The sequence below is a fragment of the Nocardioides sp. genome (assembly GCF_036405735.1).
In the GTDB taxonomy this organism is placed as follows: domain Bacteria; phylum Actinomycetota; class Actinomycetes; order Propionibacteriales; family Nocardioidaceae; genus Nocardioides.
This window is the reverse complement of record NZ_DASWXC010000068.1, coordinates 14,834-35,940: the sequence shown is the minus strand read 5'-3', so window position 1 is coordinate 35,940 and position 21,107 is coordinate 14,834. Positions and strand designations below refer to the sequence as shown.

Annotated in this window: 17 protein-coding genes; 9 read left to right on the top strand and 8 right to left on the bottom strand. The window is 72.2% G+C overall.

Annotation, left to right across the window (positions count from 1 at the left end):
• Window positions 1-31 precede the first annotated feature (31 nt).
• Window positions 32-1,057 (top strand): ketol-acid reductoisomerase, encoded by a 1,026-nt coding sequence (ilvC, locus tag VGE38_RS10885; RefSeq protein WP_331142559.1) that lies wholly within the window; start codon window positions 32-34, stop codon window positions 1,055-1,057.
• A 95-nt stretch (window positions 1,058-1,152) separates the two neighbouring features.
• Here ilvC and VGE38_RS10880 read toward each other — a convergent pair whose 3' ends face one another.
• The 3 genes from VGE38_RS10880 to VGE38_RS10870 form a co-directional block, all read right to left on the bottom strand.
• A complete protein-coding gene (locus tag VGE38_RS10880; protein WP_331142558.1) occupies window positions 1,153-1,980 on the bottom strand; it encodes an ABC transporter permease in 828 nt (275 codons plus the stop codon).
• Complete coding sequence (locus tag VGE38_RS10875; protein WP_331142557.1) at window positions 1,977-2,876, bottom strand: ABC transporter ATP-binding protein; 900 nt, start codon at window positions 2,874-2,876, stop codon at window positions 1,977-1,979. Before VGE38_RS10875 ends, VGE38_RS10880 begins: the two co-directional genes overlap by 4 nt.
• Window positions 2,877-2,973: 97 nt before the next feature.
• Window positions 2,974-3,309: a DUF6907 domain-containing protein gene (locus VGE38_RS10870; RefSeq protein WP_414690939.1), complete on the bottom strand. Its 336-nt coding sequence runs from the start codon at window positions 3,307-3,309 to the stop codon at window positions 2,974-2,976.
• 224 nt (window positions 3,310-3,533) lie between these two features.
• On the opposite strand from VGE38_RS10870, the gene VGE38_RS10865 reads away from it, so the two are divergent.
• Together VGE38_RS10865 and VGE38_RS10860 are read left to right on the top strand one after the other, a co-directional pair.
• A complete protein-coding gene (locus VGE38_RS10865; protein WP_331142555.1) occupies window positions 3,534-4,187 on the top strand; it encodes a DsbA family oxidoreductase in 654 nt (217 codons plus the stop codon).
• 140 nt (window positions 4,188-4,327) lie between these two features.
• On the top strand, window positions 4,328-9,676 hold the full coding sequence (locus tag VGE38_RS10860) for a carboxypeptidase regulatory-like domain-containing protein (protein WP_331142554.1): 5,349 nt from the start codon (window positions 4,328-4,330) through the stop codon (window positions 9,674-9,676).
• A gap of 76 nt (window positions 9,677-9,752) precedes the next feature.
• On the opposite strand, the gene VGE38_RS10855 is transcribed toward VGE38_RS10860, so the two are convergent.
• Window positions 9,753-10,322, bottom strand: coding sequence for an O-methyltransferase (locus VGE38_RS10855; protein WP_331142553.1), 570 nt, complete (start codon window positions 10,320-10,322; stop codon window positions 9,753-9,755).
• A gap of 258 nt (window positions 10,323-10,580) precedes the next feature.
• Here VGE38_RS10855 and VGE38_RS10850 point away from each other — a divergent pair, with 258 nt between their 5' ends.
• From VGE38_RS10850 to VGE38_RS10825, 6 genes are all read left to right on the top strand, one after another.
• Window positions 10,581-10,772 (top strand): hypothetical protein, encoded by a 192-nt coding sequence (locus VGE38_RS10850; RefSeq protein WP_331142552.1) that lies wholly within the window; start codon window positions 10,581-10,583, stop codon window positions 10,770-10,772.
• Between the two features lie 10 nt (window positions 10,773-10,782).
• Entirely contained in the window at window positions 10,783-11,868 is a 1,086-nt protein-coding gene (locus VGE38_RS10845) for a 3-isopropylmalate dehydrogenase (protein WP_331142551.1), read from the top strand.
• A gap of 96 nt (window positions 11,869-11,964) precedes the next feature.
• Window positions 11,965-13,047, top strand: coding sequence for a branched-chain amino acid aminotransferase (locus tag VGE38_RS10840; protein WP_331142568.1), 1,083 nt, complete (start codon window positions 11,965-11,967; stop codon window positions 13,045-13,047).
• Window positions 13,048-13,092: 45 nt separating this feature from the next.
• Window positions 13,093-14,649, top strand: a complete 1,557-nt coding sequence (locus VGE38_RS10835) for a serine/threonine-protein kinase (protein WP_331142550.1) — start codon at window positions 13,093-13,095, stop codon at window positions 14,647-14,649.
• 215 nt (window positions 14,650-14,864) lie between these two features.
• Window positions 14,865-16,442 carry a citramalate synthase gene (gene cimA, locus VGE38_RS10830; protein ID WP_331142549.1) on the top strand — a complete coding sequence of 526 codons (1,578 nt, stop codon included), beginning with the start codon at window positions 14,865-14,867 and terminating at the stop codon, window positions 16,440-16,442.
• Window positions 16,443-16,505: 63 nt separating this feature from the next.
• A complete protein-coding gene (locus tag VGE38_RS10825; protein ID WP_331142548.1) occupies window positions 16,506-17,918 on the top strand; it encodes an amidase in 1,413 nt (470 codons plus the stop codon).
• Window positions 17,919-17,920: 2 nt separating this feature from the next.
• Here VGE38_RS10825 and VGE38_RS10820 read toward each other — a convergent pair whose 3' ends face one another.
• The 4 genes from VGE38_RS10820 to VGE38_RS10805 form a co-directional block, all read right to left on the bottom strand.
• A complete protein-coding gene (locus VGE38_RS10820) occupies window positions 17,921-19,072 on the bottom strand; it encodes a GGDEF domain-containing protein (RefSeq protein ID WP_331142547.1) in 1,152 nt (383 codons plus the stop codon).
• A 62-nt stretch (window positions 19,073-19,134) separates the two neighbouring features.
• A complete protein-coding gene (locus VGE38_RS10815) occupies window positions 19,135-19,743 on the bottom strand; it encodes an energy-coupling factor transporter transmembrane component T family protein (protein ID WP_331142546.1) in 609 nt (202 codons plus the stop codon).
• Window positions 19,740-20,441: an energy-coupling factor ABC transporter ATP-binding protein gene (locus tag VGE38_RS10810; protein ID WP_331142545.1), complete on the bottom strand. Its 702-nt coding sequence runs from the start codon at window positions 20,439-20,441 to the stop codon at window positions 19,740-19,742. The genes VGE38_RS10815 and VGE38_RS10810 overlap by 4 nt, the downstream gene beginning before the upstream one ends.
• Window positions 20,441-21,079: a biotin transporter BioY gene (locus VGE38_RS10805; RefSeq protein ID WP_331142544.1), complete on the bottom strand. Its 639-nt coding sequence runs from the start codon at window positions 21,077-21,079 to the stop codon at window positions 20,441-20,443. The genes VGE38_RS10810 and VGE38_RS10805 overlap by 1 nt, the downstream gene beginning before the upstream one ends.
• Between the last annotated feature and the right edge of the window lie 28 nt (window positions 21,080-21,107).

Below are 21,107 nucleotides of genomic sequence, written 5' to 3'. Positions count from 1 at the left end.
CCAGGAAAACACCCCAGAAGGAGAGCCCGACGTGGCTGAGATTTTCTACGACGACGACGCCGACCTGTCCCTGATCCAGGGCAAGTCGGTCGCGGTCATCGGTTACGGCAGCCAGGGCCACGCCCACGCGCTGAACCTGCGCGACTCCGGTGTCGACGTCCGCATCGGCCTGCAGCCGGGCTCGAAGAGCACCGCGAAGGCCACCGACGAGGGCTTCACCGTCCTCACGCCGGGCCAGGCCGCGGCCGAGGCCGACGTCATCGTCATCCTCGCCCCGGACCAGCACCAGCGCGGTCTGTACGCGAACGAGCTGGCCGAGCACGTCACGCCCGGCAAGACGCTGGTCTTCGGCCACGGCTTCAACATCCGCTTCGGCTACATCACCCCGCCCGAGGGCGTCGACGTCATCCTGGTCGCCCCGAAGGCGCCCGGCCACACCGTGCGGCGCGAGTACGTCGCCGGCCGCGGCATCCCGGACATCATCGCGGTCGAGCAGGACGCCTCGGGCCAGGCATGGGACCTCGCGAAGTCCTACGCCAAGGGCATCGGCGGCACCCGTGCCGGCGTCATCAAGACCACCTTCACCGAGGAGACCGAGACCGACCTCTTCGGCGAGCAGGCCGTCCTGTGCGGCGGCGTCTCCCACCTGGTCCAGGCGGGCTTCGAGACGCTCACCGAGGCCGGCTACCAGCCGGAGATCGCCTACTTCGAGGTGCTCCACGAGCTCAAGCTCATCGTCGACCTGATGTGGGAGGGCGGCATCGCCAAGCAGCGGTGGTCGGTGTCCGACACCGCCGAGTACGGCGACTACGTCTCCGGGCCGCGCGTGGTCACCCCCGAGGTGAAGGCGAGCATGAAGGCGATCCTGGACGACATCCAGTCCGGCGCCTTCGCGCAGCGGTTCATCGCCGACCAGGACAACGGTGGCGCCGAGTTCCTCAAGCTCCGCGAGGAGGAGGCCCAGCACCCCATCGAGGCGACCGGCCGGCAGCTGCGCTCGCACTTCGCCTGGAAGCAGCAGGACGCCGACTACACCGAGGGCTCCGCCGCTCGCTGACCCTCGCGACGTCATCTCGCAACGTCATCTCGCAACGTCATACGGCCTGGTCGCTCACGCGACCAGGCCGTATGACGTTCTGGGAGGCGCGGGGGCTACTTCACCTCGGCGCGGAGCACCAGCCTCAGCCCGATCATGAACGGGACCACGATCCACAGGGTCGACGTCACCGCGAGCTGCGCCCAGTCCTGGGCCGACAGCGTGGCGTCGAACAGCTGGAAGCGGGTGTCGTTGATGTCGAGCCATCCGGCGTTCTCCGCCCACCACCGCTGGCTGCTGGCCAGGGCGCCCGAGAGTCCCGGCAGGACGAGGTTGACGACGAAGTACCCGACGATCGCCGCCGGCGAGCTGCGCAGCAGCAGCCCCAGCACGAACCCGAGCAGCATCCCGAGCTCGTTGGCGAGGATGATCTGGGCGAACGTCGACAGCGGGATGTCCCAGACCGGGTCGGTTCCGGTGACGGCGGCCGTCACAAGGTTGCCGGCCGCGCCGATGCCGAGAGCCACCAGCATCGAGACCGCGCCCACGGCGAGTACGTCGACCAGCTTGGCGCCGATGACACGGAGCCGGCCCGGCACCTGGGTGAACGTGCTGAGCGCCGTGCGCTGGCTCCACTCGCTGGTGACGGCCAGCACGCCGATGACGGGCAGGATGACCGAGGTGGGACTGCCGACGGCCGCGGCGAAGGACTCCAGCGTCAGCGTCTCGCGGTCCCCGAGCAGGATCGTGACCGCGGTGGCCACCGCGGAGGTCAGCCCGATGCTGGCCAGCAGCCACAGGCCGGCCCGTGTGTCGAACATCTTGCGGAGCTCGAAGGACAGGATCCGGCCGAACGGGATCCGGGTGGGTGCCGGCCGCTGCTGTCCGACACCGGCGGTCGTGGCGTTCCCGGCGGTGGCCGGGGCGAGGGTCGTCGTGCTCATGCTGCTGCTCCTTCTCGCTGGGTCTCGGCGGTGAGCTCGAGGAAGATCTCCTCCAGACCGGCGCCGTCGGCCGCGCGGAGCTCGGTGACGGCGACACCGGCGGCGAACGCCGTCCGGCCCACGAGAGCGGGCTCGGCCTCGGCACGCAGGCTGCCGTCGGCGCTCGGCTGGACGCCGATGCCGGCGGCGGTCAGGCAGGCGAGCAGGGCTGCCGGATCATCGCCGCGCACGAAGGTTCCCGCGGCGGCCAGGAGCTCCTCCTTGCTGCCCTGGGCGACGACGGTGCCACGACCGATAACGACGATGTCGTCGGCGATGACCTCGATCTCGTGCAGCAGGTGGGAGGAGAGCAGGACCGTGCCGCCCCGGTCGGCGAAGCCGCGCAGCAGGTCACGCATCCAACGGATGCCGGCCGGGTCCAGGCCGTTGGCCGGCTCGTCGAGGATCAGCACCTCGGGGTCGCCGACCAGAGCGGTCGCGATGCCGAGCCGTTGGCGCATGCCGAGGGAGTAGTGGCGCACCCGGCGCCCGGCCTCGTCCTCGGTGAGGCTGACCAGCGCCAGGAGCTCGTCGACGCGATCGCGAGGCATGCCGGTGATGCGTTGCGCGAGCGTGAGGATCTCCCGGCCGGTGCGGCCGGCATGCTGGGCGGAGGCATCGAGCAGCACGCCGACCTCTCGTCCGGGGTTCGGCAGGTCGGCGTAACGCCGTCCGAGGACCGTGGCCGTGCCCGAGGTGGCCGGCGTCAGCCCGGTCATGATGCGCATGGTCGTGGACTTGCCGGCCCCGTTGGGGCCGAGGAAGCCGGTGACCCGTCCCGGCGCGGCCGTGAACGTCACGTGGTCGACGGCCGTGTGGCCGGCGTACCGCTTCGTCAGGGAGTCGATCGTGATCATGCCCCCAGACTTCCGCCGCCGGGGCCGTCCGCGCTTCGGGCACCACCCTGACTCGACCCCGGAACGCACCCCGGGGTCGAGGCAGGGACTCCGTGGCTCAGCGGCCCTCGGTGAGGGCCACCTGCCGCTCCAGCCGGTCCAGGAACAGCCGAGCCGACTCGGCGCTGAGCATCATTCCGGGGCCGGGTCCCATCGTCTCGATGGCCACCCACGTGAGCTCGTCGTCCAGATGACGACCCACCCGGACGCTGAGCTCCAGGGTCGTGAGCGAGTCGGTCGCAGGCACCGTGTCGCCGTCGCCCGCGATGGCGGGCAGGATCGACGGCTCGCTCTGGTGGTAGCGGTCGTCGGGGTGGTCGTCCTCGCGGTGGTCACGCACGCACCAGCTCGGACAGGGTTCGGTGAGCCAGGTCGGCCCGGACTGTTCGTACATCTCCTCGACTCCTGTCGCCAATGCCGCTGCCACGGTAGGCGGCGGCGCGGACACCCGGGTGGCGCCACCGACGCGGCAACCTCCAGCATCCCATACCAGTATGGGGAAGCCGTGCGTCGTGTCGTGAGTCGGGGTGCCGTCCCGCGGCGCGGTCACGACAGCCGCCCGGGACAGGCACGGGGCCGGCGCGGGAAGAACGGCGAGCGGCCCGGCGTTGCGACAGCGTGCGCATCGACATCTGGTCCGACATCGCCTGCCCCTGGTGCTACCTCGGCAAGCGCCGACTCGAGACGGCGCTGACGGCGGTGGCGGCGCGGACGGGGTCGAGTGCCGAGGACGTCGAGGTCGTCTACCGCTCCTTCCAGCTCGACCCGTCGGCGCCGACGGTGGCGACCGAGACGGCTCAGCAGATGCTGGCGCGCCGCTACGCCATGACGCAGGAGCAGGCGGCCCAGGCGCAGGCACAGGTCACCGCGTTGGCGGCCGCCGAAGGCATGACGTGGCAGCACCACAAGACCGTGCACGCCAACACCTTCGACGCCCACCGCCTGCTGCACCTGGCAGCCGAGCTCGGCTGCCAGGCCGAGCTGACGGAGGCGCTGATGCGCGCCAACTTCAGCGAGGGCCGCAACCTCGCCGACCACGAGGTGCTGCGGGAGGTCGCGGTGACCGCAGGGCTGCCGGCCGACCGGGTCGTGGACGTCCTGACCGGCGACGCGTACGCCGACGCGGTGCGGGCCGACATCGCCCAGGCGGCGGCGTACGGCGCGACCGGCGTGCCGTTCTTCGTCTTCGACGGCAGGTACGGCGTCTCCGGCGCCCAGTCGGTCGAGGTCTTCGAGCAGGTGCTGGGCCAGGTTCTGGCCGAGGCCGGCTAGTCCGGTCGGAGACGCCACCCGGGACTTCGTCCCGTCTCGTGGGAATCTGCTGCGAGCCGCCGGGGTGCCCGGTGGAATAGGCGCTTGGTTCGGCATGCGCCGTCTCGGGAGCCGTCGTGCAATGCAGAAGGCGTGTCTTGATGGTTCTCAGCAAGCGGTGGTGGGCCGGCTTCGTCGCGGTCCTGGTCATGATGAGCGGAGTCGGCCTGATGGCGCCGGCGCACGCGGAGGGGGAGACCGGCCCGGACGCCGGCCCGGACGCCGGCACGGAGGTGACCGCGGAGGCGCTCAGCTCGCTCTCCGGCACCGTGACCGACAGCGCGGAGACGCCTCTGGCGGACGTCACGGTGGCGGCCTACGAATGGAGCTCCGTCGAGGGGTCGGGCTACTGGACCTACCGGGCCGAAGCGGCCACGGACGCCGACGGCCGCTACGAGCTCAGCGTGGCTCCCGGCGTCTACTCGTTGCGCTTCGACGGCGGCATCGACCATCTCACCGAGTGGCTGGGCGACTACGACAGCGACACCTTCGAGCCGGCGTACGGCACGGTCCAGACGGTGACCGTCTCCGAGGAGCCGGCCACGGTGGGGGCGACCCAACTCACGCCGGCGGCGACCTTCAGCGGCACCGTGACCGCGGGCGCGGAGAACGTCTGCCCGTCCGTTCAGGTCGAGCGCATGGTCGATGACGGCTGGACCTTCGTGTCGACCACAGTCGCCTGCGACGAGGCCACCGGCACCTACACGGTGGGCGGCCTGCCCGACGGCCAGTACCGCGTCTTCGTGGAAGCCGAGGCCTTGTGGGAGGGCGAGACGCTGACGACCTACGTCGGCGAGTACTACGACGACGCCTACGACGCCAGCGACGCGATCACTCTCAGCCTGGCCGCCGCGACGCCGAGGACCGGCATCGACCTCAGCCTCGTGCCTGCGCGGTCGATCTCCGGACGCGTCACCGGGCCGGAGGGCGAGGCCGTCCCGAATGCCGACGTCACCGTCTACTCCTGGTCCTCGTGGAGCTCCGACCCCGAGGACGGCTTCTGGTTCGGCTCCCACGCCGCCACCACCGGCCCGGACGGCACCTACCAGGTCAACTACCTCGCCCCCGGCACGTACCGGATCGGCTTCAGCGCCGACGGCCTGCGGGAGGAGTTCCACGACAACGCGGCCACGGTCGAGAGCGCGCTCGACGTCGAGGTGGACGGCGCGGACGTCGCCAACATCGACGCCCAGCTCACCCAAGGCGCCACGATCAGCGGCTCGGTCACCAGTGGCACTACGCCGGTCGCCGACGCCCGAGTGGAGCTGTCGGTGCAGCGCAGCTACCCGTGGGGCAAGTCGTGGGAGTCGCTCGAGGACACCAGCTCCGTCGCGGATGGCGGCTTCTCCTTCGGTGGCCTGGAGGCCGGCACCTACCGGGTCTGCGTGACCAACGGCGGCGACTACGTCGAGGAGTGCTGGGACAACGCCGCCTCGACATCGAAGGCCACCCCCATCACCGTCGCGCACGGCGCGACCCGCACCGGCATCGCCCTGGACCTCGCCCTCGGCGGCACGATCGCGGGCACCATCGAGAACGCCGCCGGCGAACCGCTGGCCAGCGTGAGCATCCCGGTGTGGCAGCGGACGGCCAACGGTACGTCCTGGACGATCGTCGACTGGGGATGGACTCTCGACGAGGGCACCTACCGGGTCTCCGGTCTCCCGGCAGGCTCCTACCGGGTCGGCTTCAACTACGCCGGATCCGGCGACGACTACGTGTCGGAGTACTTCGACGACCAGCCCTCTCTCGACGCGGCCGACGACCTGGTCGTCACCGCAGGCGTGACCACCTCGGCCGACGCCACCCTCGCGCGTGCCGCCACCCTCACGGGCAAGGTCCTCGACGCACAGGGCGAGCCGCTCGGCGGCGTGTCTCTGGACTGGTTCACGCAGGGCTACTCCGACTACGGCCACGACCCGGGCGAGGCCTGGCACTACGGCGGCGACGGCACCACGAACTGGGACGGCGCCTACACCATCACCAGCGTGACACCCGGCCCCGTCCGCCTGGGGCTCTTCCCCCACGACGGCGTGCACATGGAGGAGTACTACGACGGTGCCGCTTCGGTCGACGCGGGCGACGACGTCATGGCCGTCGCAGGCGAGAGCACCGCGGTGCCCGATGTCACGCTCGCCCGCGGTGGCACGATCTCGGGGCAGGTGACCGCCTCCGACGCCCCTGACGGCCTCTTCGCTCACCTGGAGCTCTACCGGCTCGTCGTCGAGGACGGGGAGACCGACTGGTCGTGGGCAGGGTCGCGCAGCACCGACAGTGCCGGTCAGTACACGTTCACCGGGCTAGCGACCGGCAGCTACCGGATCCACGTGTACCCGAGCGGCAACCACCTCGAGCAGTACTACGGCGGTTCGCGTCGCCTCGAGACCGCCACCACGATCGAGGTGGCCGTCGGTCAGGACGTCACCGGCAAGGACGTCGAGGTCGCCGTCGGCGGCATCGTGTCCGGGACCGTGACCGGAAACGGCACGGCGCTCGAGGGCGCCCGCGTTGACGTCTTCCTCATCGACGACAGCGGTGACGGGTACGACGGCTCGTGGAGCGCCTGGACCAGCCCCGACGGCAGCTACGCGATCACGAACCTGCCGCCGGGTGACTACAAGCTCCTGTTCGACGGGGCCGGCCCGTTCGTCGCCGAGTACTGGCGCAACAAGTCGGCCTGGGAGACCGCCACCGCGTTCTCCCTGGGGCTCAGCGCGACCAGGTCGGCCATGAACGCCGACCTCGCGAGCGGTGCCACGATCGCCGGCACCGTGACCGCCGACGGCGCACCTGTCGTGGAGTCCCGCGTCCGCGCCTACCTGCTCGGCGCCGGCGGCGCCGACTGGGTGGACCGCTGGAGCACCTGGACCGAGGCCGACGGCAGCTACGAGCTCGACGGCCTCCCTGCCGGGGAGTACAAGGTGAGGTTCGAGCCGACCGGTCCGTTCGCGGGCGAGTACTGGGAGGACCAGGACGCCTGGGAGACCGCCGACGACATCACGCTCGCCCTGGGGGACGTCCAGGGCGACCTCGACGCCGATCTGGAGCGGGCCGCGACGGTCACAGGTGTGGTGACCGGTCCCGGCGACGAGCCCGTCGAGGAGGTCGAGGTCTGCCTCTATGAGCCGTACGCCTACGGCGACGAGACCGAATGGGACACCGTCGACTGCTCCTGGTCGGGCACGAACGGCAGCTACGCGGTCGAGGGCCTCGAGTCCGGGACCTACCGGATCGGGTTCTACACCGGCGATGCCGACGGTGACCTCGCCGGCGGCTTCTACTCGGCAGCAGGGCTGGTGGGCACGATCGAGGCCGGTGCGGACGTCGTGCTGACCGCGTCCCAGACGCTCACGCTCAACCAGAAGCTCGCCGTGGGCGGCGCGATCTCCGGGCAGGTCAGCCAGGCCCCCGGAGCCGACTCCTACGGCGACGGTGTCGTGACGCTCTACGACCAGGCGGGCAAGGCCGCCGGCAGCACCTACGCCTACGACGGCGAGTACACCTTCGCCGGCGTGCCCGCCGGGAGCTACAAGGTCGGGTTCGCCCGGTCGCCGCAGGCGTCCGACGTCATCGGCGCGGCGGAGTTCTACCAGGACAAGGTCGAGACCGTCGGGCTGGCCGGTGCTTCGCCGGTCGTCGTGAAGGCGGGCGAGACGACCAGCGGCATCGACGCGGTCATCGAGACGGGCGGCAGGATCAGCGGCACGCTGACCAAGCCGGTCGGCACGCGGACCGCGGACTGCTACCTCCTCGCCGCCGACCCGCAGGGCAGCGCCAGCACCCGGCTGACCCCGCGGGTCTACGAGGCCAGCGAGGGAACGCAGGCGTTCGCGATCACCGGCCTCAACGCGGCCGGCTACCAGCTGCGGCTGGAGTGCTATGACTTCGACACGGGGGAGGAGTCGATCTGGTACTACGACGCCCAGTCGGCGTCGCGGCTCTCCGCATCGGTGGCCGCCGCCGACGTGGTGACGGTCCCGGCGCTCGGCCAGGAGGTGAAGCTCGGCGCGCTCGGCGTCACCACGACGGTGATCGCGCCGACCGGTGCCCCCACGATCAACGGCACCGCCGCGGTCGGTCAACGGCTGACGGTCGCCACCACGAGCCTGAAGTGGGCGCCGGCCGACGTCGTGGTCAGCTACCAGTGGAAGGCCGACGGTGCCCTGGTGAGCACCAACCCGGTCTACACCGTCAAGGCCGCGGACCTCGGAAAGCAGCTGAGCGTGGTGCTGGCCGCGTCCAAGGCGGGCTACACCGGGGCCGAGGTCGCCTCGACCGCGACCGCCGCCGTGGCCAAGGGGACCATCGCCGCGGTGGGCGCGCCGGCGATCAGTGGCACGGCCCAGGTGGGCAGCACGCTGACCGCGAACGAGGGCAACTGGAGCCCCAGCGCCGTGACGACGTCGGTCTCGTGGTCCGTGGCGGGTGTCCAGGTGGCGACCGGGCCGACCTACCAGCCCGGCGCGGCTGAGGCCGGCAAGACGGTCACGATCACGGTCGTCGCCTCCCGCGAGGGCTACCACGACACGACCGCCACATCCGCGGCGACGGCCGCGATCGCGGCGGCCGACGCCACGGCCATCACCCATACCGGCCAGCCCGGGATCGCGGGGGTCGTCGAGGTCGGCCAGACCGTCGAGGTCGACCTCACCGGTCTCGCCTGGACGCCGGCGGACGCGGCGACCGCGGTCACGTGGCTGTCCGACGGAGCGGAGGTCGGCACCGGTCCCAGCTACGCCATCACGGCCGACGACCTCGACAACGCGCTGACCGTCGTCGTGCTGGCCACCAAGGCCGGTCATGTCGCCGACACCGCGACGTCGCCTGCCCGCACGGTCGTCAAGGGCGCGCTGGTCAACCTCACCAAGCCGGCGATCACCGGTACGGCGAAGGTCGGCCAGACGCTGACCGCCTCGCCGGGAACGTGGGACCCGGCCGGGGTCCAGGTCTACTACGAGTGGTACGCCGACGACGAGTGGCTCGAGAACGACGGCCCCAAGCTGCTGCTGACCGCCGACCACATCGGCAAGGCCATCACGGTCGAGGTGCTCGCGACCCGGCGCGGCTACCACAGCAGCTGGGCCGCGTCGCCTGCCACCGCACTGGTCGGGGCCGCCACGCCGCCGCCCACCCCGCCGGCACCGCCGGCACCGCCGGCTCCGCTTCCGGTGGTGCCGCCGCCGGCGGTCAAGGGCAAGGCCCAGGCGGGCAAGAAGCTGTCCGCCGCGACGGTCCTGCCGGCCGGAGTGAGCGGGAAGGTGACCTACACGTGGACCTTCACCCCGAAGAAGAAGGGCAAGAAGAAGCCGAAGCCGAAGACCGTCGGGAAGTCGTCGTCGCTGAAGATGAAGAAGCAGTGGAAGGGCGGCAAGATCAGCGTCACCGCGGTCGTGACGCTGCCCGACGGTCAGCAGGTGAAGGTGACCAGCAAGCCCAAGAAGGTCACCTAGCACCCCACGGAGACCGGGAGAACGAGGACGGGGCGGCCGCGCTGCGGCCGCCTCGTTCCCGTCGTGCCGGACCGGCTCAGCGCTTGGTGGCGATGACCGCCGACGCGTCGGCCGCCACCATGACCTCCACCGCGGTGAAGCGGTCGTCGGTGAGCCACTCCTCGCGGAGGGTGTCGACGCGGCCGTAGGCCAGCGGGGGCCACTGCTCGCAGGGCGGGAAGTCGTCCAGCACGACGATCCCACCGGACTCCACGAGGCCCTCGATCCGGTCCACCCGCACCTCCTCGGGCTGCCCGGAGTCGAGGAACAGCAGCGAGAAGGGTCCCGCGTCCGCGAGCGAGGCCCAGTCCGCGGTCCGCACCTCCACCTGCGGGTCGTCCTCGAAGATCTCGGCCGCGGCCTTGGCCAGTCGCGGCTGGAGCTCGGCGGTGAGGATCCGTGCGGTGTCGCCGCGTACGCCGGAGCGCAGCCACGCCGTACCGACGCCGGTGCCGGTGCCGAACTCCGCCATCGTCCCGCCGCGGGTGGCGGCCAGCGCCGCCAGGAGGCGGCCGGTCTCGTTGCGGCAGAACGAGACGTAGCCGGCGCGGCGCGAGACGTCGAAGGCGCGGGTGACGATCTCCGGCAGGTCTGGCGGGGCGCTCATGGTCCGAGTCTTTCACCCTGGACCAGATGTCTCGCCCAGCGGGACGGTTCCGAGAGGGCCTGGCGCGGGCGCTGCGCAGCGGGGTACCGTCGCCGCATCATGCGGAAGATTCTCATTCTGGTAGCCCGCCGCGACGGGGCCCTCAGCTAGCAGCTGACGAGAGGCCATCCCCGTCGCGGTGATGGTCCATCCTGATTTCTTCCGAGATCTCTTCCCGGCTTCTCATCCCTCAACCCGATCGAAGCCGGAGGACCTCCCATGTACGCGATGTACGACTACGCGACCGACTCCCGCCATCGCCCCACCGAGTGGGGCCCGGCCAAGCACCGGTCGGCCGACGCGCGGTTCCGCGACGGCCACGACGGCGCCGAGGCCGCCGAGGCCGCCGAGGCCGTTCAGGCCGCGCTCGACCTGCGGGACAACGGCGGACAGCGTCCCGACGACAACTAACGTGCTGCCCATGACTGACACAACGGGGACTACGGGCACCCCCACCGACAGCCTGCGGCTCGCCGTCATCCCTGGCGACGGCATCGGCCCGGAGGTCACCGCGGAGGCGCTGAAGGTCCTCGAGGCCGCCTCCCCGGTGAAGTTCGAGCAGACCCGCTACGACCTGGGCGCCGAGCGGTACCTCGCGACCGGCGAGGTGCTGCCGGACTCGGTGCTCGCGGAGGTCCGGGAGCACGACGCCATCCTGCTCGGCGCCGTCGGCGGCAAGCCCAACGACCCGAACCTGCCCCCGGGCATCCTGGAGCGCGGACTGCTGCTCAAGCTGCGCTTCGAGCTCGACCACTACGTCAACCTCCGGCCGTCGCGGCTCTTCCCGGGCGCGGTCTCGCCGCTGGCGGACCACGTCCTCGAGAAGGGCGACGTCGACTTCGTCGTCGTCCGTGAGGGCACCGAGGGCTCCTACACCGGCAACGGCGGTGCGCTGCGCGTCGGCACGCCCCACGAGATCGCCACCGAGGTGTCGGTCAACACCGCGTTCGGTGCCGAGCGCGTCATCCGTGACGCGTTCCACCGGGCCCAGAAGCGGCCGCGCAAGAAGCTCACCCTGGTTCACAAGACCAACGTGCTGGTCAACGCCGGCTCGGTGTGGTGGCGGCTGGTGCAGGAGGTCGGGCGGGAGTTCCCCGACGTCGAGGTCGACTACAGCCACATCGACGCGGTCATGATCTACCTGACCACCGACCCGCAGCGCTTCGACGTGATCGTCACCGACAACCTCTTCGGCGACATCATCACCGACCTCGCGGCAGCGATCACGGGCGGCATCGGCCTGGCCGCCTCGGGCAACGTCAACCCCGACCGCACCACGCCGTCGATGTTCGAGCCGGTCCACGGCTCCGCGCCCGACATCGCCGGTCAGCAGAAGGCCGACCCGACCGCGGCGATCCTCTCCGCCTCACTGCTGCTGGACCACCTCGGCTACCCCGACGCCGCCGCCGCGATCGACGCGGCCGTCCTCGCCGACATGCACCAGCGGACGGCGCCCCGGCGTACGTCCGAGGTCGGCGACGCCATCGCTGCCCGCGTAGCCGGGTAGCGGCGACCCCTCACCGATCACCGTCACGAGGCCGGGCGCAGCGACTGCGCCCGGCCTTGTGACGTCTTCCGCCACGACAGGACTACATTCATGACCATGCAGATCAGCACCACCGCCTCGTCCTCGCCGGCGAGCGAGGAGCGCCTCGCCGAGATCCTCGCCGACCCCGGCTTCGGGGTGCACTTCACCGACCACCTGTTCAAGGTCGAGTGGACCCCCGAGCAGGGCTGGCACGACGCCCGCATCGAGCCCTACGGCCCGCTGAGCCTCGACCCGGCCACCTCGGTGCTGCACTACGCCCAGGAGACCTTCGAGGGCATGAAGGCCTACCGGCACGCCGACGGCTCCATCTGGTCGTTCCGGCCGGAGGCCAACGGCGCCCGGATGGCGCGCTCCAGCCACCGGCTCGCGCTGCCCGTGCTCGAGGTCGAGGACTTCGTGCAGGCGGTCGACGAGCTGGTCCGCATCGACGCCCGCTGGGTGCCGGAGGCGTCGGAGGGCGACGAGAAGAGCCTCTACCTGCGCCCGTTCATGTTCGCCTCCGAGGCCTTCCTCGGCGTGCGGCCCTCGAACCACGTCACGTTCATGGTCATCGCCTCCCCGGCCGGCTCCTACTTCGCCGGCGGGGTGAAGCCGGTCCGGCTCTGGCTCACCGAGACCTACACCCGCGCCGGACGCGGTGGCATGGGCGCGGCGAAGACCGGTGGCAACTACGCCAGCTCGCTGGTCGCCCAGCAGGAGGCCTACGCCAACGGCTGCGACCAGGTGGTCTTCCTCGACGCCGAGCAGGGCAGGTACGTCGAGGAGCTCGGCGGCATGAACCTCTACTTCGTCTACGGGGACGGTCGCATCGTGACGCCCGAGCTGACCGGCACGATCCTGGAGGGCATCACCCGCGCCAGCATCATCGAGCTCGCCGGCAAGCTCGGCTACCAGGTCGAGGAGCGCCGCATCGCGATCGAGGAGTGGAAGGCCGGCGTCGCCAGCGGGGAGATCACCGAGATCTTCGCCTGTGGCACCGCCGCGGTCGTCACCCCCGTCGGCGAGCTGGTCTGGGACGGCGGCTCCGCCCCCAGCCTGGGCCACGGGGAGGTCGCCACCCGGATCCGCAAGGAGTTGGTCGACCTGCAGTTCGGCCGCGCCGAGGACACTTTCGGCTGGATGCACCGGATCGCCTAAGCGCCGCACCCCGACGCGGCGGGCCTCAGCGGCTAACCTCTGCGGGTGACCACAGCCCGGGGGGAGCGCTCCGAGGGTCCCCGGACCATCGGTGACTACACGCTGCTCGCGCCGCTGGGCGAGGGCGGCATGGGTGTGGTCCACCTGGCGCGCCGGCCCGACGGACAACGGGTCGCCCTCAAGGTGCTCCGGCCGCATGTCGTGGGCGACCAGGAGACCCGCGAGCGGCTGGCCCGCGAGGTGGGCTCGCTGAGCCGGATCCGGAACCGATGGGTCGCCGAGATCATCGATGCCGATCCGTGGGCGCCGGTTCCCTACATCGCGACCCGCTACGTCCCCGGTCTGTCGTTGCACGACCAGGTCGCCCAGCAGGGTCCGGTCGCCGGCTCCGACCTGGCCTGGCTGGCCCGCTGCCTGCTGGAGGGCATCGCGGCCGTCCACGAGGCCGGCGTGCTGCACCGCGACGTGAAGCCGTCCAACGTGTTGATGGAGGGCCGCACACCCGTCCTCATCGACTTCGGCTTGGCTCGGGTCGCCGACGACGCCAAGCTGACCCGCACGGGCTGGCTGCTGGGCACGCCGGGCTACCTGGCACCGGAGATCCTCTACGGCGACGAGCCGACTCCGGCGGTCGACGTGCATGCCTGGGCGGCGACGGTCGCCTACGCCGCGACCGGGCGGCCGCCGTACGGCCGGGGCCCGGCCATGGCGGTCATGGACCGCGCTCGGCGCGGTGAGCACGACCTGAGCGGGGCGCCCGCGGACCTGCGGCCGGTGCTCGACGCCGCGCTCGACCCCGAGCCCGGGCGTCGGCCGACGGTGCCGCAGCTGCTCGGCTGGCTGCGCGGCCACGGCCCGGCCCCCACGACCCAGGTGGTGCCGCGCGTGACGCGCCCGCCCATCGAGCAGCCGATCGAGACCCTGCCGTTGGCGGTGCTCCTCGACGACGCCGACGATGGGCCCACCCGCGTGCTCGACGACCCGTACGCGGACCAGCGTGAGGACCCGACCGGCGTCGCGCCTCCGCGAGCGGTCGGAGCTCCCGAGCGGCTGCGGCGGTTCGTGCTGTGGGCCGCGGCCGCCCTGATCGCCGTGGCCGGCCTGACGGCGTACCCCTGGCTCGCCGGGATCGCGCTCGTCGTGCTGGTGTGGCTGTTGCGGGGCGGTTCGCTGGCCGCCTCGACGACAGGGGAGCGGCGCCGGGCGCGCGGCGCCAGGTGGTACGACGGCCCGCGGCTGGTCCTCGGGGCTCCGTGGCACGTGGTCCGCTCCGCTCCCGGCTCGCTGCTGCTGGTGCTGTGGTCGCTGGGCATCGTGCTGACCGCGGGGCTGCTCTGCTACGCGGTCGCGGCTTCGGCCGGCGTCACCCTGGCCGCGTGCGGCGCGGTGTTCGTGGCAGGTCTGTCGTGGGGTCCCGGTGCCGGCCGGGTGCGATCGCCGCTCTCCCGGGTCGTCCACCCGCTCGCGTCGCGTCCGAGGGTCTGGCTAGGGGCCGCGCTGGTGCTGCTCGCCGTGGCGGGGCTGCTCGGCGGACTGGCCGCCACCCAGGGCGCGCAGTGGGCGCCGGCCGGCGGCCCGCCGTTCCAGGGCCTGCTGCCGTAGCGGCGGCCAGTCGCATCGTGGGATCCCCGCCCGTGCCGGGCGCGGGCGTGGCACGATGAGGAGCGTGGCCCACCTGCGCACCATCATTAGCTAGCGCGTCAGCGATCCTGACGCGCCGACCTCTCGCACCCTCGAGAGGTTTTTTTGTGCCCTGATGTTCCTGCCCTGATGTTCCCGAGACAACGCTGACCACCGAAGCCGGATGAGTGAAGAAGATGGACCTGCACGGAGCCTTCCACGTCTACGACACCACCCTGCGTGACGGCGCGCAGCAGGAGGGCCTCAACCTCTCCGTGGCGGACAAGCTCGCGATCGCCCGTCATCTGGACGGGCTCGGCGTGGGCTACATCGAGGGCGGCTGGCCGGGGGCCAACCCGAAGGACACCGAGTTCTTCCGCCGGGCGGTGGGCGAGCTCGATCTCAAGCACGCCAGGCTCGCGGCGTTCGGCTCGACGCGGCGGGCCGGGATCGCGGCGGCCGACGACCCGCAGGTCGCGGCGTTGCGTGACAGCGGCGCGAGCGTCGTGACGCTCGTCGCCAAGTCGCACGACCGCCACGTCGAGCTGGCGCTGCGCACGACCCTGGAGGAGAACCTCGCGATGGTGCGCGACACGGTCGCCCACCTCACGGGCGCGGGCCTGCAGGTCTTCTTGGACGCCGAGCACTTCTTCGACGGCTACCGGGCCAACCGCGGCTACGCCCTGGAGGTGCTGCGCACCGCGTTCGAGGCGGGGGCCGAGGTCGCCGCGCTGTGCGACACCAACGGCGGCATGCTGCCCGGCTGGGTCGCCGATGTCGTCCACGACGTCGTGGAGACCACCGGCGGTCGGGTGGGCATCCACTGCCACAACGACACCGGCTGCGCGGTCGCCAACACGCTCGCTGCCGTCGACGCCGGGGCGACCCACGTGCAGGGGACGATCAACGGCTACGGCGAGCGGACCGGCAACGCCGACCTGGTCGCGGTGGTCGCCAACCTCGAGCTGAAGGTCGGCCACCAGGTACTGCCCCCGGGCCTGTTGCGCGAGGCGACCCGGACCGCCCACGCGATCGCCGAGGTCACCAACGTCCCCCCGGCGGGACGGCAGCCGTACGTCGGCGCCAGCGCGTTCGCGCACAAGGCCGGCCTGCACGCCAGCGCCATCAAGGTCGACCCCGACCTCTATCAGCACCTCGACCCGGTCGAGGTCGGCAACGACATGCGGCTGCTGGTCTCCGACATGGCCGGGCGGGCGTCGATCGAGCTCAAGGGCAAGGAGCTCGGCTACGAGCTGGCCGACCGCGACCTCGTGGCCCGGGTGACGGACCGGGTCAAGGACCTGGAGTCGGCCGGCTACACCTTCGAGGCCGCCGACGCATCCTTCGAGCTGCTGCTGGCCGAGGAGGTCGAGGGCGCGCGGCCGTCGTACTTCGAGGTCGAGTCGTGGCGGGTCATCACCGAGGCGCGCCCCTCGGGCGACCTCTCGACCGAGGCGACGGTGAAGCTGGTCGCGGGCGGCGTCCGCTTCGTCGTCACCGGCGAGGGCAACGGTCCGGTCAACGCGCTGGACCAGGCGCTGCGCGCCGCGATCGGTCAGGCGTTCCCGCAGGTCGCGCAGTTCGAGCTCATCGACTACAAGGTCCGGCTCTTCGACCAGGGCCACGGCACCGACGCGCGCACCCGCGTGCTGATCGAGACCTCCGACGGCGACACCTCCTGGGTCACCGTCGGCGTCGGCGAGAACGTCGTCGAGGCGTCGTGGGAGGCGCTCGTCGACGGGTTGACCTTCGGGCTGCGCCGCCACAGCTCCTGAATCCCTGGACTGGCTGTCGCCGGCCGGGTGTCGCAGACCGGGATACCGGACTAGCGTGCCGGTGTGACCGATCTCCACGACCTCACCGCGCTGGAGCAGGGCGACCTGGTGCGCCGGTGCGAGATCTCGCCCGGCGAGCTGGCCGAGCACTACCTGGCCCGCATCGAGAGGCTCGACGGGCCGGACGGGGTCGGCGCCTTCGTGACGGTCGCGGAGGAGCGGGTCTCCGCCTGCGCCCGGACGCTCGCGGTCGGGCCCGTGGGGGAGTCGCCGCTGTTCGGTGTCCCCACGGCCATCAAGGACCTCAACCTGACCCGGGGCGTGCGCACGACCTTCGGGTCGGCGGCGTTCGACGACTACGTGCCCGACGTCTCCGACAACGTCGCGCTGTCGATCGAGGCGGCCGGGATGATCTCCCTCGGGAAGACCAACACCCCGGAGTTCGGGTCACCCTGCTACACCGAGCCGGACGTCGCGCCGCCCGCCGTCACGCCGTGGGACCGCAGCCGGGGCGCCGGCGGCTCGTCCGGTGGCGCCGCGGCCGCGGTCGCGGCCGGGCTGGTCCCGGTCGCGCAGGGGAGCGACGGCGGCGGCTCGATCCGGATCCCCGCCTCCTGCTGCGGACTGGTCGGCTTCAAGCCGTCCCGCGGCCGGGTGTCCGCCGCGCCGATGTGGGGCGACCCCGTCGGGCTGTCGACGTCGGGCCCGATCGCCCGCACGGTGCGCGACGCCGCTGCGCTCCTCGACGTGCTGGCCGGGCCGCGCACCGGCGACCCGTTCTGGGCCGCTTCGCCCGAGGAGTCGTTCCTCACCGCCTGCGACCAGCCGCCGGGCCGGCTCCGCATCGCCCGCTTCGCGACGCCGCTCATCGCGCCCGACGCCGTCGTCGACCCGGAGGTGCGGCGCGGCTACGAGGACGCCTCGGCGCTGCTGGAGTCGCTCGGCCACGACGTGGAGGACGTGCCGGTCCCGCTGCCGCCCGAGGCGGTGCCGGTCTTCGAGACCTGCTGGGCGGTGCTCACCGCGCTGTCCGTCGTACCCCCCGAGCGCGAGGACCGGCTCCGCCCGCTCACCCGCTGGCTCACCGACCGCGGCCGCGCGGTGTCGGGTCCGGCCTTCGGGCTCGCGATCGGGCAGCTGCGGCGCTACGCGGCGGCGGCGCTCCACGCGCTGGCGCCGTACGACGCCGTGCTGACCCCGACGCTCGCGACACCGCCGCTGCCGGTGGGCGCGATCCGCGACGACGCCGACCCGGCACGCGACTTCGAACGCCAGAAGGCCTTCACCCCGTGGACCTCGGCCTGGAACGTCACCGGCATGCCCGCCGTCTCCCTCCCGCTGCACCAGACTCCGGACGGGCTGCCGGTGGGCGTGATGCTCGCGGCCCGCCCGGCGCAGGACGCCCAGCTGCTCTCCCTCGCGGCGCAGCTGGAGGCGGCCGCCCCCTGGCACGACCGTCGACCGCCGGGCTGGTGAGGTTAGGCGCGCACGTAGTGCACGGCCCGGTTGCGGCCCTCCGCCTTGGCCCGGTAGAGCGCCTCGTCGGCGTGGCGCAGCGCCTGGGTGAGGTCGGTGCCGTCGTCGACGACCGCCGAGCCGAAGCTCGCTGTCACCTCGCCGCGGCCCTGTAGTGGGTCGGCCGCCTGCAGCAGCCGGGCGATCGCATGGGTCACCACGTCGGCCGCCTCGACCCGCGCGCCGGGGAGGAGCAGCACGAACTCCTCGCCGCCGAAGCGCGCGACGAGGTCGCCGGAGCGGCAGGCGTCACGGCAGGCTCGTGCGAAGCTGGCCAGCACCTCGTCGCCGGTGGCGTGGCCGAAGGTGTCGTTGACCCGCTTGAAGTGGTCCAGGTCGGCCATGATCAGCACCGAGTGGTCGACCTGCCGGACGGCCTGGGCCGCGAGCGCGAGGAACTCCCGGCGCTGCAGGGCGCCGGTCAGGTCGTCGCGGGTGGCGCGGCGGTGCAGATCCTGGATGAACTGCCGGTGGCTGAGCGAGGACATGCTGAACGACACCGCCACGAGCATCACGCTGATCAGCAGCGTCGTGGGCGTGGAGCCGAACCAGGTCCGGAACACCTCGCTGTCCGGTCCGGCCGTCACGAACGCCAGCATGCGGCCGAGGTAGAAGACCGCGACCGCGCCGCAGGCGTAGCACAGCAGCGCGGCGACGGAGGCGTTGCGTTCGGGGCTCTCCTGGGTCGTGTGCCGCACCAGCCACAGCTCGCGGGCAGCGAGGCCGAGACCGAGCGCCATCAGGGCCAGGAAGGCCGCTCCGCCGGACCACACGTCGTCGCGCGGGTCGCCGAGCGCGCTCGCCAGGCCGGCCAGCGCCGGCCCGGCGGCCAGGACCGGCCACGACGGTCCGGACCGGTGCAGGGAGCGCGCGCCGGTCCAGGCGGCGGCGGCACCGGCTACGCCGACCACGTTGCCGAGCGGGTTGGCCCAGACCTGCGCCGCGGTGCCGTTGAACAGCCACAGGAAGGAGGCGCCCATGAAGGCCGCGAGCGAGACGCACCACCAGCCGCAGAACGCGGCCCGGGTGCTGCGGTAGGTGCCGACGTAGAAGAGGACGAGCATGCTGGCCGCGATCAGCGTGAACGTCACGCGAAGCGTCACGATGTCCAGCACGGCACCCCCTTCTCCGGCCAGCCTAGGCGGGCAGGGCACGTCATGGGGGCAGGACGCAGGGGTCAGTCCTCGCCGATGCCGCGCGCGTGGAGCGCTGCGCCGGTCTCGTGGGCGCGGGCCACGACACGCACGACGAACGGCGTCAGGTAGGCGCGCGGGTGGCGGATCCCGCGGGCGCGGGCGGCGTCGCGGGTCTCGACCGCCAGGGCGACGGTCGCGGGCAGGGACTGGATCGCCATCGCGAACGTGAGCGCCACCCGCTCGGGATCGACGCCGACACGGCGCAACGGGCGCATCGCCGCGACGAGGGTGTCGAGCAGGGCGTTCACGCTCGTGGTCGAGGTCAGCACGACGCCGAGCAGGACCAGGGCGAGCAGGTCGGCGAGCGTCTCCACCGCCTTCTGCCACCCGTCGAGCCAGCCCTGGATCGCGGAGAGCAGCACGGCCAGCAGCAGGATCCCGCGCGCGGCGCGCAGGAGTACGCCGACCGGCAGGCGCGCCACCACGGCGAGTGCCAGCGCCAGCGCGAGGAGCCCCAGGCCGGCCGTCATGCTGCGCAGCAGCACGACCGCGACGCCGAACGCCGCGGAGGCGAGCAGCTTGAGCCCGGGCGGGAGTCGGTGCAGCCACGTGTCGCCCGCGAGGTAGCCGCCGACCAGCAGGCTGCTCATCGAGTCACCGAGGCGACGTACTCCTCGACCGCCGCCGGTGCCGGTCCGTCGAACACCACGCGACCCTCGGCCACCACGAGCGCACGCTCGCACCGCGCGGCGAGGTCGAGGTCGTGGGTGACGAGGACGAGCTGTTGGGTCAGGCCGAGCAGCGTCTCGCCGACCCGGCGGGAGTTGGCCAGGTCGAGCAGCGTGGTCGGCTCGTCGGCGACCACCACCGCGGGCTCGGTCGCGAGCACGCCGGCGAGCGCGAGCAGCTGGCGCTGGCCACCGGAGAGGGTGTGGACGCTCTGGTCGGCGTGCGCGGCCAGGCCGAACCGGTCCAGCACCGCCACCGCGTGCTCGCGGCGCGCCGCCTTGTCGCGGATCCGACGGCGCAGCGAGAGCTCGACGTCCTCGACGCAGGTCGGCATCACGAGCTGGGCGGCGGGGTCGGTGAAGCAGAACGCCACCGTCCGGCGTACCGCCGCGCCGTCGCGGGCGACATCGAGGTCGCCGACACGCACCCGACCGGTGGTGGGGGTGACCAGGCCGTTGAGCAGGCGTGCGAGCGTCGACTTCCCCGAGCCGTTCGCGCCGATGATCGCGATCCGATGCTCGCTCAGCGTCAGCGAGGTCGGGTGGAGCAGGACGCGGTCGCCGCCCCCGGTGGTCCCGGGGACGACGACCGCGGCCTCATCGAGCCGGATCAGCGGCATCAGCCGCGGCGCAGCAGCTGCGGGAAGGCGCGGTGGACCTCCGCCGCGACCAACGCGACCAGGGTGGTCTTGACGAAGTCACCCAGCCAGAACGGCATGTCGAAGTGGAGCGCGTCGTTCCACGACACGTCGAGGAAGAGCTTCATGCCGGTGATGCCGAGCGGGTGGATCACGAACACGCTGCCGGCCGCGGAGCAGAGGAAGACGACCAGGGCACGCGTCTTGCCCTTCTCGCCCGCGACGTACTTGACGAGCAGGCCGCCGAGGAACGCGGCCACCGGGAACGACCAAAGGTAGCCGGCGCTGACCCCGGTGAACGGGGCGATGCCCGAGGAGTGGTCGGAGAAGACCGGCAGGCCGATCGCGCCGAGGGCGAGGTACAGGGCGACGGCGAGGAAGCCGCGCACCGGGCCGAGCACGCAGCCGGCGAGCATCACGCCGAAGGTCTGCAGCGTGATGTCGATGCCGGCACCGGTCGGGATGCCGCCCACCAGGGCGCAGGCGGAGATCAGCGCTGCGAACGCGGCGATCAGCGCGAGGTCCGTGGTGGTGAGGCGTCGCGGCCTTGCGGGGCCCCCGTCGGCGAGGGTGCCGGAGGTCTCGGACGTCTCGGAGGTCTCGGAGGTCTCGGTCGTCATCGTGGACTCTTTCGTCGCAGGGACCTGA